The 12,099-nt window shown below is 67.2% G+C and carries 13 protein-coding genes; 5 read left to right on the top strand and 8 right to left on the bottom strand.

The window, feature by feature from the left end; all coding sequences use genetic code 11:
* Position 1: 1 nt before the first annotated feature.
* Positions 2 to 451 (bottom strand): GNAT family N-acetyltransferase, encoded by a 450-nt coding sequence (locus BUQ68_RS09695; RefSeq protein WP_075215750.1) that lies wholly within the window; start codon positions 449 to 451, stop codon positions 2 to 4.
* A 38-nt stretch (positions 452 to 489) separates the two neighbouring features.
* Positions 490 to 1,656, bottom strand: coding sequence for an MFS transporter (locus BUQ68_RS09690; RefSeq protein ID WP_075215749.1), 1,167 nt, complete (start codon positions 1,654 to 1,656; stop codon positions 490 to 492).
* A gap of 254 nt (positions 1,657 to 1,910) precedes the next feature.
* On the opposite strand from BUQ68_RS09690, the gene BUQ68_RS23260 reads away from it, so the two are divergent.
* Positions 1,911 to 2,435, top strand: a complete 525-nt coding sequence (locus BUQ68_RS23260; protein WP_139315190.1) for a hypothetical protein — start codon at positions 1,911 to 1,913, stop codon at positions 2,433 to 2,435.
* A 117-nt stretch (positions 2,436 to 2,552) separates the two neighbouring features.
* Here the strand turns inward: BUQ68_RS23260 and gatB are convergent, their stop codons facing one another.
* The 3 genes from gatB to gatC form a co-directional block, all read right to left on the bottom strand.
* Complete coding sequence (gene gatB, locus BUQ68_RS09685) at positions 2,553 to 4,034, bottom strand: Asp-tRNA(Asn)/Glu-tRNA(Gln) amidotransferase subunit GatB (protein WP_075215748.1); 1,482 nt, start codon at positions 4,032 to 4,034, stop codon at positions 2,553 to 2,555.
* Positions 4,035 to 4,170: 136 nt separating this feature from the next.
* A complete protein-coding gene (gene gatA, locus BUQ68_RS09680) occupies positions 4,171 to 5,646 on the bottom strand; it encodes an Asp-tRNA(Asn)/Glu-tRNA(Gln) amidotransferase subunit GatA (protein WP_095407319.1) in 1,476 nt (491 codons plus the stop codon).
* 55 nt (positions 5,647 to 5,701) lie between these two features.
* Entirely contained in the window at positions 5,702 to 5,989 is a 288-nt protein-coding gene (gene gatC / locus BUQ68_RS09675; RefSeq protein WP_075215746.1) for an Asp-tRNA(Asn)/Glu-tRNA(Gln) amidotransferase subunit GatC, read from the bottom strand.
* Between the two features lie 185 nt (positions 5,990 to 6,174).
* On the opposite strand from gatC, the gene BUQ68_RS09670 reads away from it, so the two are divergent.
* Entirely contained in the window at positions 6,175 to 7,062 is an 888-nt protein-coding gene (locus BUQ68_RS09670; protein WP_075215745.1) for a GGDEF domain-containing response regulator, read from the top strand.
* 21 nt (positions 7,063 to 7,083) lie between these two features.
* Here BUQ68_RS09670 and BUQ68_RS09665 read toward each other — a convergent pair whose 3' ends face one another.
* Positions 7,084 to 7,785, bottom strand: a complete 702-nt coding sequence (locus tag BUQ68_RS09665; protein WP_075215744.1) for a metal-dependent hydrolase — start codon at positions 7,783 to 7,785, stop codon at positions 7,084 to 7,086.
* A 191-nt stretch (positions 7,786 to 7,976) separates the two neighbouring features.
* Here BUQ68_RS09665 and BUQ68_RS09660 point away from each other — a divergent pair, with 191 nt between their 5' ends.
* The 3 genes from BUQ68_RS09660 (at position 7,977) to BUQ68_RS09650 (ending at position 10,338) form a co-directional block, all read left to right on the top strand.
* Complete coding sequence (locus BUQ68_RS09660; RefSeq protein ID WP_075215743.1) at positions 7,977 to 8,408, top strand: hypothetical protein; 432 nt, start codon at positions 7,977 to 7,979, stop codon at positions 8,406 to 8,408.
* 31 nt (positions 8,409 to 8,439) lie between these two features.
* Complete coding sequence (gene ruvX, locus BUQ68_RS09655) at positions 8,440 to 8,946, top strand: Holliday junction resolvase RuvX (RefSeq protein ID WP_075215742.1); 507 nt, start codon at positions 8,440 to 8,442, stop codon at positions 8,944 to 8,946.
* 276 nt (positions 8,947 to 9,222) lie between these two features.
* Positions 9,223 to 10,338, top strand: a complete 1,116-nt coding sequence (locus BUQ68_RS09650; protein ID WP_075215741.1) for a helix-turn-helix transcriptional regulator — start codon at positions 9,223 to 9,225, stop codon at positions 10,336 to 10,338.
* 6 nt (positions 10,339 to 10,344) lie between these two features.
* Here the strand turns inward: BUQ68_RS09650 and BUQ68_RS09645 are convergent, their stop codons facing one another.
* Both BUQ68_RS09645 and BUQ68_RS09640 read right to left on the bottom strand, forming a co-directional pair.
* Positions 10,345 to 11,073 carry an esterase family protein gene (locus BUQ68_RS09645; RefSeq protein WP_075215740.1) on the bottom strand — a complete coding sequence of 243 codons (729 nt, stop codon included), beginning with the start codon at positions 11,071 to 11,073 and terminating at the stop codon, positions 10,345 to 10,347.
* The gene (locus BUQ68_RS09640; RefSeq protein WP_075215739.1) at positions 11,070 to 12,029 is read right to left on the bottom strand and encodes an acetylxylan esterase; all 960 of its coding nucleotides are present in this window, start codon (positions 12,027 to 12,029) and stop codon (positions 11,070 to 11,072) included. Before BUQ68_RS09640 ends, BUQ68_RS09645 begins: the two co-directional genes overlap by 4 nt.
* Positions 12,030 to 12,099: the final 70 nt, after the last annotated feature.

The raw sequence follows: 12,099 nt of genomic DNA, 5'->3' as shown, positions 1-12,099 counted from the left end.
CTCAGGCCTCCGGTCCGCGCATGACGAGCGTCTCGGCCGGAACGCCCATCTCGGTCGCCATCCGACGCTCGGTCTCCACCCAGCCGCGTGCTTGGTAGAAGGCGATGGCGCGCGCGTTGAAGGCCCGCACCTCCAGACGGCGGGCGCCGAGATCCTCCGCGTGGCGGAACAGGGCGGTGCCGACGCCCTTGCCCCAGAAATCGTCATCCACGTGGATCGACTCCAGCGTCTCGCCGACGACCGCGAGCATGCCCGCCACCCGACCGTCGAGCCGCGCCACCAGGATGTCCTGGAGATGGGCGTCGAGCTCGGCCGCGACCGGATCGGCCGCGTGGAAGCGCGCCACCGCGTCGGCGGGCAGGTGCGGCGCCCAGGTCTCAAGCCAGGAGCGGGTGAGGAGACGGTGGAGCGCGTCCCGGTCCTCGGGATGCGCGGGCGTGATCCGGATCATGGCGGTTCCCGGTCGTGTCCGATGGGGAGCCGTCTATCCTATCCGGCCTGCCGCATCCAGGGTGGTGGTGGCATGCGCGCGAGCACGAGCGCGACCACGAGCGCCGCCAGGGTGAGCCCGGTCACGGCCGCCACGACGGCGCTCCAGCCCCCCGCCACCCAGGCGAAGCCGCCCAGAGTGCCGGCGACGCTGGAGCCGGTGTAGTAGGCAAGGAGGTAGAGCGAGGAGGCCTGCGCCTTCGCCTTCTCCGCCCTAAGGCCCACCCAGGCGCTGACCGTGGAATGGGCGCCGAAGAAGCCGAAGGTCGCCACGGCGATCCCGCCGATCACCACGACGAGCGACGTCGCCAGGGTGGCCAGGATGCCGGCGAGCATGAGCCCGATGGTGCCGACCAGCACGCGCCGCCGGCCGAAACGGTCGGCGAGCACGCCCATCCAGGCGGACGCCGCGGTGCCGAGCAGGTAGCAGAGGAAGATGATGCTGATCTCCGCCTGCGTCAGCCGATAGGGTGGCTCCAGCAGGTGGTAGCCGAGGTAATTGTAGAGCGTCACGAAGGCGCCCATCAGGAGGAGGCCCTGCAGGAAGAGAAGGCAGAGCCCCGGATCCCGGAAATGTCGAAGGAGCGAGCGGGTCAGGGCCGACAGGTCCGGCCGCTGGGCCTCGAAATGGCGCGACGGCGGCAGGTTGCGCCAGAAGAGAGCGGCGGCCGCAAGGCCCAGCAGCCCCATCACCACCAGCGCCATGCGCCAGCCGACATAGTCGCCGAGCACGCCGACGATGATCCGCCCGCCCATGCCGCCGATCGCCGAGCCGCCGATGTAGAGGCCCATGGCCCGCCCGACCGCGCTCTTGTCCACCTCGTCCACCAGATAGGCCATGGCGACCGCCGGCAGCCCGCTGAGCGTCAGGCCCATGAGCGCCCGGAGCCCGAGGATCTGGCTCCAGGCCGGCGCGACGGCTACCAGCAATGTCGCGACGGCGGAAGCCGTCAGCGCCACCAGCATCACCGGCTTGCGCCCCACCACCTCCGACATCGAACTCGCCACCAGCATGGCGACCGCGAGCACGCCCGTGGAGAACGACAGCGCGAGGCTGGACACCGCCGGCGACACGCCGAACGCGGTCGAGAAGGCCGGCAGCAGCGGCTGGACGCTGTAGAGCAGCGCGAAGGTCGCGAACCCGGCGGAGAACAGCGCCCAGCTCATGGCCCGGAACGCGGGCGTCCCGGCGAGGATCTTGCCGGGTCGAGAGACGGGGGCGTCGGGGTCGACGGTTTCGGCGATGAGGGGTGTGGGGCGGGAATCAGGCGGGTCAGAGGTCATGCGTTTAAGGAAGTCCTGACGGAATAGTAATGGGGCCACGTGGCTCAAACGGACTTCACAAAAATTGTGTTCAACAAGAACACAGCTACCTGAGATAGTGGCGCCAGGGAATGCACCCCTGACTGCGGAACTCTCTCATGCCCACCTGTTCAGAACTGGCTCAGTACGAACTCTACCGAAGCTATGTTCGCCACGAAGACCAATTGATCAATTTTCGCCTGACTTGGTACATGCTTGGCCAGACAATAACGCTCACGGCACTCAGTTATTTTCTTTCCAACAGCTACGGCTTGGCTCAAGTATCCAAGCTATTGGACACTTGGCCTGCACTGACGCTCATTTTCATATGCCAAATCGGGTTGGTTATTGCTGTTCTTACCTGGATCGGCGTAATGGCCGCCGACCAATCCATCAAAAACCTCAAGGCCAACTATGAAAAGACGATGCTGCCACTGGCGGGTTTCCCAAGTATCACGGGCGGTGGCGGCTCAGGGGTGGCATGGCGTGGAGCGGCCAATCACCTATGGATCCCCAGAATAGGCGCGGCTTTCTGGGTGGTCGTCACAGTTATCGCAGTGTGGAATGCACCGATGATCAACTCGGAAGTACGCCGAACCGTAGAGCAGTTGAAAGCAGCCCAAATCGTGTTGCCAAATTCTTGATATTTCAGCTGTCATGTACGCTGCGCCATCGGCGGCAAACGTAACCTACTATCGGCCATCTTGACCGGCGCTTGTCGAACGGGCCGCGGCCTCCACCGCAGCCCGTCCTTCGACGCCTCACTCGATCCCGAGCTTCGCCTTCACCAGGTCGTTCACCGCCTGCGGGTTGGCCTTGCCGCCGGTCGCCTTCATCACCTGACCGACGAACCAGCCGGCGAGCGTGGGCTTGGCGAGCGCCTGGGCCACCTTGTCCGGGTTGGCGGCGATCACCGCGTCGACCGCCGCCTCGATCGCGCCGGTGTCGGTCACCTGCTTCAGACCGCGGCTCTCGACGAGGTCGCGCGGGTCGCCGCCTTCGGTGTAGACGATCTCGAAGAGGTCCTTGGCGATCTTGCCCGAGATGGTGCCGTCGCGGATGAGATCCACGATGGCGCCTAGCTGGTCGGCCGAGACGGGGCTGTCCTCGATCGCCTTGCCGTCCTTGTTGAGGCGGCCGAACAGCTCGTTGATCATGAAGTTGGCAGCGGCCTTGCCGTCACGGCCCTTGGCCACCTGCTCGAAATAGTCGGCCGAGGCGCGCTCCAGCGTCAGCACCATGGCGTCGTAGGGGGTGACGCCGTAGTCGCGGATGAAGCGGGCCTTCTTCTCGTCCGGAAGCTCCGGCAGGTGCGCCTTCAGGCCCTCGATCCAGGCCGGGTCGAGCACCAGCGGCAAGAGGTCCGGATCCGGGAAGTAGCGGTAGTCGTGCGCCTCTTCCTTGGAGCGCATGGACCGGGTCTCGCCCTTGCCGGGATCGTAGAGCCGCGTCTCCTGGTCGATGACGCCTCCGTCCTCCAGGATGGCGATCTGGCGCCGCGCCTCGTACTCGATCGCCTGGCCGGCGAAACGCATGGAGTTGACGTTCTTGATCTCGCAGCGCGTGCCAAGCGGATCGCCCGGCCTGCGCACCGACACGTTGATGTCGGCCCTGAGCGACCCCTCCTCCATGTTGCCGTCGCAGGTGCCGAGGTAGCGCAGGATGGTCCGCAGCTTGGCGAGATAGGCCTTGGCCTCCTCCGAGGAGCGCAGGTCCGGCTTGGAGACGATCTCCATCAGCGCCACGCCCGACCGGTTGAGGTCCACGAAGGACATGGTCGGGTGCTGGTCGTGGATCGACTTGCCGGCGTCCTGCTCCAGGTGCAGCCGCTCGATCCCGACCTCGATGGCCGAGCCGTCGGCCAAGTCCACCGTGACGATTCCCTCGCCCACGATCGGCTGCTTGTACTGGCTAATCTGGTAGCCCTGCGGCAGGTCCGGATAGAAATAGTTCTTCCGGTCGAACACGCTGTAGGGGTTGATGGCCGCCCTGAGGCCAAGGCCCGTGCGCACCGCCTGGGCGATGCACTCCTCGTTGATCACCGGCAGCATGCCGGGCATCGCCGCGTCCACCAGCGACACGTGGCTGTTCGGGGCGCCGCCGTAGGCTGCCGAGGCGCCCGAGAAAAGCTTGGACTGCGAGGTGACCTGCGCGTGCACCTCCAAGCCGATGACGACCTCCCAGTCGCCGGTGGCGCCCTTGATGAGCTTCTTCGGATCGGGGAGACGCGGCGCGATGGTCATGGGCGGGCTCTTGTCTGGAAGGGGATCGGCGGACGCAGCGGCGCGGGCGCCGGGCAGGAATTGGCTCCTTCCTCCTATTGGATGCCGGCGAAGGAAGGTCAAGGGTCGGAGCGCCCGCCCGGATGGCGCAACGCCCTCACCACCACTTGTCGGCGCTGAACCGGCCCGCGGCCTGTTCGATGGCGCCGCCGAGGGTGAACAGCGTCTCCTCGTCGAACGGCCGGCCGATCAGCTGCAGGCCGAGCGGCAGGCCCTCGGCGGAAAGGCCGGCCGGGACGGCGAGACCGGGCAGGCCCGCCATGTTCACCGTCACGGTGAAGACGTCGTTGAGATACATCTCCACCGGGTCGGCGCCCGCCTTTTCGCCGATGGCGAAGGCGGCGGACGGGGTGGCGGGGGTCAGCACCGCGTCGACGCCGCTCGCGTAGGCGGTCTCGAAATCCCGCTTGATCAGCGTGCGCACCTTCTGGGCGCGCAGATAGTAGGCGTCGTAATAGCCGGCCGAGAGCACGTAGGTGCCGATCAGGATGCGGCGCTTCACCTCGTCGCCGAAGCCGGCCGCGCGGGACTTCTCGTAGAGGTCGACGATGTCGTCGCCCTTTTCCCGAAGGCCGTAGCGCACGCCGTCGTACCGGGCGAGGTTGGACGAGGCCTCCGCCGGCGCCACGATATAGTAGGCCGGCAGCGCGTACTTGGTGTGGGGCAGCGAGATGTCCACGATGGTCGCGCCCGCGTCCTTCAGGATCTCGATGCCCGTCTGCCAGAGCGCGTCCACCTCGGCCGGCATGCCGTCGAGACGGTATTCGCGCGGGATGCCGATGGTGAGCCCCTTCACGGAGCGGCCGACCGCCGCCTCGTAGTCCGGCACCGGCAGGTCGACGGACGTGGTGTCCTTCGGGTCGACCGAAGCCATGGACTTCAACAGGATGGCGGCGTCCCGCACGTCGCGGGCGATCGGGCCGGCCTGGTCGAGCGACGACGCGAAGGCGACGATCCCCCAGCGCGAGCAGCGGCCGTAGGTCGGCTTGATGCCGACGGTGCCGGTGAAGGCGGCCGGCTGGCGGATCGAGCCGCCGGTGTCGGTGGCCGTGGCGCCGAGACAGATGCGCGCCGCCACCGCCGCGGCCGAACCGCCGGACGACCCGCCCGGCACGAGGCTGGCGTTGGAGCCCTGGCGGCGCCAGGGGTTGGTCACCGGCCCGTAGTAGGACGTCTCGTTCGACGAGCCCATGGCGAACTCGTCCATGTTCAGCTTGCCGAGCATCACGGCGCCGTCCGCCCAGAGGTTGGCCGTGACGGTGGATTCGTATGGCGGCTTGAAGCCGTCGAGCACGTGGCTGCAGGCCTGGGTGTGCACGCCCTCGGTGGCGAACAGGTCCTTGATGCCGAGCGGAATGCCCTCCAGCGGCCGCGCCTCGCCGCGCGCGATCCGCTCGTCCGACGCCTTGGCCATGGCCCGGGCCTTCTCCGGCGTCTCCACGATGTAGGCGTTGAGCCCGCGCGCCGCCTCGACGGCCGCCACATAGGCCTCCGTCAGTTCCACGGCGGTGAAGTCGCCGGCTTTGAGGCCAGCGCGGGCTTCGGCAAGGGTGAGTGCGGTCAGGTCGGTCACGAGGGACATCCGGGCAGAAAAAGGAAAGACGGCGGGTCGGCGGAAGGCCGGATCGTTATTCAACCACCTTCGGAACCATGAAGAAGTTGTCGTCCGACAAGGGCGCGTTGAGGGTCACCCGGCCGGCGTCGCCGCCGTCGGTCACCGCGTCCTGGCGCCAGCGCATGGTGGTGTTGACCGCCGAGGTCATCGGCTCGACGCCGGCAACGTCCACTTCGTTCAGCTGCTCCACGAAGCCCAGGATGGAGTTCAGCTCGTGCGTCATCCGCTCCGCCTCGTCGGCGCTGACCTTGATGCGGGCGAGCCGCGCGACGCGGGTGACGGTGGCCGTATCGACGGACATGGCGAAGGCTTCCTGATCCGGAATGGGTGATCGTTCGGCCCTCATAGCAGAGCGTCCGCCGATCCGCCAACCGCCGTTAAGACCCTGGCCACCTCTCGACAGGAGGCTATGTCGCCACCGTCCCCGGAAGCGTGCTATCGATAAAGCCACCAGGGTCAAATCAGACGGGCGAAGACTGAGCACCGATGCACATCGTGATCGTAGACGGCAGCCGGACCGGGCTGATGATCCTCTACCGGATGATCGAAGCCCGCAGCGACCAGGTCAGCTTGTTCATGGATGGCCAGGAGGCGCTCGATTTCGTCCGCGAGAATACGGACGTGGAGGTGGTGATCACCTCCTTCGAGGTGGCGACCCTCTCGGGCACCGAACTCTGCTGGGAGGTCCGTGTTCTGGCCGACAAGGGCCGGCCGATCTATGTGATCGGCATGTCGGCCAACATCGATTCCGAACACGTGATCGGCGTTCTCGACGCGGGCGCGGACGATTTCATGCCGAAACCGCCCCGACCGGACGAACTCAACGCCCGCCTGCGGGTCGCCGACCGAACGCTCGGCATGCAGCGCCGGCTGATCGCCCTTGCGACCCTCGATCCGCTGTCGAACATCCTCAATCGCCGCGCCTTCTTCGAGCGGGCCGAGGAGGCGGCGACCAGCCTGCCGCCGGACGGCGCGCTCTCCATGATCCTGTTCGACATCGACCACTTCAAGCGCATCAACGACGTCTACGGCCATGCGGTCGGCGACGAGGTGATCCGGCGTCTCGGCGCGCTGCGCACGCCGCCGGACGCGCTCTACGGCCGCATCAACGGCGAGGAGTTCGCGCTCGTCCTGCCGGACGTGCCGTTCGACGGCGCGGTCTCGGTCGCCGAGTACCTGCGCGACCAGGTGGCGGCGCTCGAGATCGATGCCGGCGCCGAGGTGCTGACCGTCACGGCGAGCTTCGGCGTCGCCGAACTCAATCCGGGTGAGACCATCGCCGACGCCCAGCGCCGCGCGGACGCGGCGCTCTACCACGCCAAGAACAGCGGCCGGAACCGGGTTTCCAGCTTCACGCCGAAGCCGACCTCCTGAGGCCTGGCCCGGCGGGCCAAGTCAGGCGGTCAGGCTTTCCCCGGTTGCGATCACGTTCACGATGCCCGCCTGGTCACCCATGGCGGCGACGAACGTATCGGCGGTGGCGTCGATCAGCGGAAAGGTGCCGTAGTGGCACGGGATCACCGTGTCGAAGGCGAAATAGCGACGGCAGGCGAGCGCCGCCACCTTCCCGCCCATGGTGAACCGGTCGCCGATCGGCACCAGCCCGACCGCCGGGGCATGGAGTTCGGCAATCAGCGCCATGTCGCCGAAGATGTCCGTGTCGCCCATGTGGTAGAGCGTCTTCTCGTTCGCTGCCTTCAGGATGATGCCGTTCGGATTGCCGAGCGCATGGGAGACGCCGTCGTCCGTCTGGGTGGCGGACGAATGCAGCGCGTTGACGAAGGTCACCGAGAAGCTGCCCTGGTCGATGGTGCCACCGGTGTTGCCCGGATCGAGGTTCGTCAGGCCGCGGGCGCCGAGGAAGGCGCAGAGATCGGCGTTCGCCACCACCTTGGCGCCCGTCGCCTTGGCGATCGGGATGGTGTCGCCCAGGTGGTCGCCGTGGCCGTGGGTGAGCAGGATGTGAGTGACGCCGGCCTGGACTTCCTCCAGCGCGCCCTTGAACGAAGGGTTCTGCGACAGGAAAGGATCGAACAGCACGACAGCGCCTGCGTATTCGACGCGGAAGGCCGAATGGCCGTACCAGGTGATCTTCATGGGCGTTTCCTCGTTCGTCCGGTGGGGCTGTCCGCCGCAAGGTAGCTCAGGCGATCGGGAATACCAGATGCTTCAATCCCGTCGAACCAACGAAGCGGTAGCGGGTTGCGCGGTTCGGAATCGCCAGGGCTCGTTAGCCGTGGTAGGTTGCTGCGGTGCGATAGACCCGCAATTCAGCGGCGGGGGCCGACATGTTGACCTTTCCCTTTCCGTGGCCGACGGAAATCAAGTTTCCCGGCGCCGACAGCAACCAGCAGTATATCGCGCCGGTCTCCAACTGGCTGTCGCCAACCGTCATCACCTATGCGGGCGACCGGGAGATCGAAGAGCGCATCGTCTCGGAGGTCGCCAGTTTTGGCAAGCAGATCGGCATCCTGACGGAAGCCCTTCTGGAGCTGGCGGACGAGCGACCCGGCGTCGGCGTGGAGCGGCTTCGGCAGGTGGCGAACCGGGTCGAGACCGTGAAGGCCCGCTATAACCGCGCCCTGGAGGACAAGGCCGAGGAGGCCTTCATGGCGCTTCTGCGGGCCGACCCGGCGGCTGCAGAGCGGTTGGTCGCGGCTCTCGAACAGCGGGTGGACGAGGCCGGTTCCGGCGATCTCGACGACGACGCCAGCCGGTGACGGCTGCGTGCGGCCATGCTACCACGCGCCGATGACCGCCCCGCTTCTTGACGACCCTCTCGCCTTCCACGCCCTGCTTCCGCCCGGCGGCCGCCTGTTCGGCCTCGACCTCGGCACGAAGACGATCGGCCTTGCGGTATCCGACGGCGGCTTGCGCATCGCCTCCCCGCTGGAGACGATCGCCAGGGTCAAGTTCACCAAGGACGTGCAGAAGTTGCTGGCCCTTGCCGCCGCGCGAGAGGTGACGGGGCTTGTGGTGGGCCTGCCGATCAACATGGACGGAAGCGAGGGCCCGCGCGCCCAGTCCGCCCGCGCCTTCGTGCGCATGCTCCGCCCGCTGACGCCTCTCCCCATGATCTTCTGGGACGAACGCCTGTCAACCGCCGCGGTCACACGCACGCTTCTGGAGGCGGATACCTCCCGTCGACGGCGCGGCGAGGTGGTGGACAAGATGGCCGCCAGCTTCATCCTGCAGGGCTTCCTGGATCGCCTGCATCTGGCGGAACGGGCGGAAGACCCGCGCAGCCGCCTGTACTGACGCGCACCCGAGCCGCTTCTCGATGGCCCGCGCCACAAAGGGCGCGCAAGCCGGCGAACCGGGCCTTGTCGCCCGCTGCGGGCCCGCCCGCGCGCCGCTCTCCATGCAGGAGTTGACGACGGTTTTCGTACTTAGTAATTCGCATACATGGATTCAGCGGGGTTCTTGGCGTACAAGATAGAACGTCTGAGTTGTGGGACGTGGCGCTCGGATCGTCGCTGCGCCAACCGTTGAGCGGTTCCGGCCACAAGGAGACGAAGCGCCAAGGAATGCCCCATGTCGAAAGACATCGATGACGCGCTGATCGCCGGGTTCTACGACGCCGCTCTCGATGCCTCCCTGTGGCCTGGCGCCCTGCAGTCGCTGGCCAGCCGCCTGCACGGGCGAAGCGCCATCATCATTCCGCTGTCGCGGGAAGCGCCCTTCGTCCAGATCTCCAGAGATGCGCTGGATTCGGCGATGGATTACGCGGCCAACTGGTGGCAGGACGACGTGCTGGTCGAGGTAGGGCGGGCCCGCAAGATCACCAACGGCCTCTTCAGCGACCGCGAGCTGCTGTCGGAGACCATTCGCGCCCAACATCCCTTCTATCAGGATTTCCTGCGTTCCTACGGGATCGGCGGATTGTCCGGCGTGGTGACCACGCCGGAGCCAGGGCACACCTACTCGGTCTCGATCCACAGGGACATGAAGGCCCCTCCCCTCGATGCCGACGAGCAGCGGGCATTCCAACGCTTGTCAGGCCATATCGTCCGCGCCGTGGCAGTCGCCAGCCGTCTCGACACGGCGACGGCGCTGAACCACGCCATGGGAAGCGCGCTCGACCGTTTCGGCTGCGCGGCCGCCGTCATCGACCGGAAGCGCACGGTCATCCTGGCCAATGGAGCGTTCGAGGCGCTGCGGGGCGACGGCTTGCAGATCGCGGGCCGACAGATCCGCTGCACCCGGACCGACCAGCAGTCGATCTTCGACGGGCTGATCGGCGCCGCGCTTTCGGCTGAGCCCGGCCGCACCCCGGCGGTGTCGGCGATCCGCCGGCCAAACGGCGGGACGCCGCTTCTGATCCGCGCGATTCCGGTGACCGCGCCGCGCCTGGAACAGCACTTCGGGCTGGTGCCGGTGAATGCGGTGCTGATCCTGGTGATCGATCCGGCCGAGCGGCACGACGACAACGACATCCGCCCGCTGGTCCAACTCGGGCTCACCAAGGCCCAGGCCCGTCTCGCGCTGATGATCGGCGGCGGCATGCCGCCGAAGGAAGCCGCGCTTCGGCTCGGCGTGTCGGAGAACACGGTGCGCACCACCGTGAAGAACCTCTACGACCGGCTCGGCCTCGCCCGACAGGCGGAGCTCGCCCAACTGGTCGCGCACATCGCGCCGCTATCGCGTTGATCCCGTTTAAAGATAGAGCCGGGCCATCCGCCGCCACGCCCCGCCCTGGTGCGCCCGGCCGTCCCAGACGGGCATGTGGCACGGCACGCCCTTGGCCTCCAGGATGCCGGCAAGATGCCGGTTGCTGTCGAGGAAAGGATCGTCCCGGCCGATGGCGAGCGTGACGTCCAACTGCCTCAGGCTCCGCAGAAGCAGCGGGCAGCGGATGCCCGGCAGGAAATGGGTGGGCGTGTTGTAGAAGATCGTGTCGTCGTAATAGCCGTCGAAGAGATCGCCGAAATGCTCCACCGCGGCAGTGAGGTCGTAGCGGCCGGAGAAGGCCACGAGCCGGCGGAAGAGATGCGGGTGCCGGAAGGCGATGTTGGCCGCATGGAAGGCGCCGAGGCTGCACCCGTGCGCGACGGTGACCGGGTGGTCGTTGCGGATCGCCATGAACGGCAGGACGTCGCCGAGCACATAGGCTTCGAACTGCAGATGCCGGCGGATGCGGTCCTCGGGCCGGCACCAGAAGCAGTAGAAGCTCTCGTGATCGATGCTGTCGACGCAGAAGAGCTGCATCTCCCCGGAGGCGATCCGGGGGGCGAGGACGTCGACCATCCCCATGTCCTCGTACTCGAAGAAGCGGCCGTCCCGAGTCGGAAATACAAGCACCTTCGCTCCGGCGTGGCCGAAGACGAGAAGCTCCATGTCCCTGGACAGACGATCGCTATACCAGCGGTGATACTCGCGGTTCATAATCCATCGAAGAACGTGCGGAGGTCGGCGTGGAGCGCCTGATCCTGGTCGGCACGGTGAGGATAGTCGAAGTGGCCGGCGTCCAGTGTGAAGATTTGCTTACAGCCGGGAAGCGCGTTGTAAATCGCGAACTGGCCCGGCGGCGCCACCGCCGGATCGAACAGCGCCGCCCCCACGTGCACGGGCTGGGACACGAAGCGGGCCGCCGAGGCGGCATCGTAGTAGGCAAGGGTCGCCAGCACCTCCGGATGGGCTTCGGCATAGCGGCGGACGGCGGCCGCGCTGCCGACGGAGGGCAGCTTCAGGCGGAGGGGATGGTTGCCGAAGGTGGGCACGAGCAGGTGCGCCCGGGCGATCCGCTGGTCCCACGGCAGGGCAAGTGAGCCGATCCCGCCGCCGAAGCTGACGCCAGAATAGCCGACGTGTCCCTCCAGCCAAGGAAAGAGCGCGAGCAGGACGGAGACCGCGAGCCACAAGTCTTCCACGCAGCGGCCGAGGATGTAATCATCCCGCTTGTCGATGTCGTGCAGCACATGCCACTGCGGATCCTGGCTGATCGGCGCCTTGGCGCTGCGGGAAAGGCCGCGGAAGCACGGAAAGAGCAGCGCCGCCTCGGCGATCGGCTGCACGAGATCCGGCCCTTGCCGACCCCCATAGCCGTGACCGATCACGAGCGCCCGCCGCACCGGTCCGGACCGGGGGAGCACCAGCCAGCCGCGGATGGTGGCCTCCTGGGTGGACCGGTATTTCAGGTCCATGACGGCGAGATCGGCCGATCCTCCATGCGTCCGGCGGATCGACGGGCGCGGGTCGAGCGCCAGCGCCTTCTGGTAGCGCTTGCGCCAGAAGGCCTCGAAATCGCCAGGCGGCGGCGGGGCCTCCACCCGGGTGAGCGCCGCGTGGTCGTAGCCGTAGGAGGGATCGAACGGATAGTCGTGCTTGAAGGGGGCCGTCATCGAGGGGATGTCTGTTGCTGCCGACGACCCAGCCTAGCAGGCCAACCCTGAACATTCCTCTGTCCATCCG

It is taken from the genome of Mongoliimonas terrestris (assembly GCF_001927285.1).
Classification (GTDB): domain Bacteria; phylum Pseudomonadota; class Alphaproteobacteria; order Rhizobiales; family Pleomorphomonadaceae; genus Chthonobacter; species Chthonobacter terrestris.
The sequence above is the reverse complement of the archived record's forward strand: the minus strand, read 5'-3'. Positions and strand labels throughout refer to the sequence as shown.

Coding starts and splice junctions, on each gene's coding strand:
- BUQ68_RS09695 (WP_075215750.1), bottom strand. CDS start 451: ATGATCCGGATCACGCCCGCGCATCCCGAGGACCGGGACGCGCTCCAC.
- BUQ68_RS09690 (WP_075215749.1), bottom strand. CDS start 1,656: ATGAGCTGGGCGCTGTTCTCCGCCGGGTTCGCGACCTTCGCGCTGCTC.
- BUQ68_RS23260 (WP_139315190.1), top strand. CDS start 1,911: ATGCCCACCTGTTCAGAACTGGCTCAGTACGAACTCTACCGAAGCTAT.
- gatB (WP_075215748.1), bottom strand. CDS start 4,034: ATGACCATCGCGCCGCGTCTCCCCGATCCGAAGAAGCTCATCAAGGGC.
- gatC (WP_075215746.1), bottom strand. CDS start 5,989: ATGTCCGTCGATACGGCCACCGTCACCCGCGTCGCGCGGCTCGCCCGC.
- BUQ68_RS09670 (WP_075215745.1), top strand. CDS start 6,175: ATGCACATCGTGATCGTAGACGGCAGCCGGACCGGGCTGATGATCCTC.
- BUQ68_RS09665 (WP_075215744.1), bottom strand. CDS start 7,785: ATGAAGATCACCTGGTACGGCCATTCGGCCTTCCGCGTCGAATACGCA.
- BUQ68_RS09660 (WP_075215743.1), top strand. CDS start 7,977: ATGTTGACCTTTCCCTTTCCGTGGCCGACGGAAATCAAGTTTCCCGGC.
- ruvX (WP_075215742.1), top strand. CDS start 8,440: ATGACCGCCCCGCTTCTTGACGACCCTCTCGCCTTCCACGCCCTGCTT.
- BUQ68_RS09650 (WP_075215741.1), top strand. CDS start 9,223: ATGTCGAAAGACATCGATGACGCGCTGATCGCCGGGTTCTACGACGCC.
- BUQ68_RS09645 (WP_075215740.1), bottom strand. CDS start 11,073: ATGAACCGCGAGTATCACCGCTGGTATAGCGATCGTCTGTCCAGGGAC.
- BUQ68_RS09640 (WP_075215739.1), bottom strand. CDS start 12,029: ATGACGGCCCCCTTCAAGCACGACTATCCGTTCGATCCCTCCTACGGC.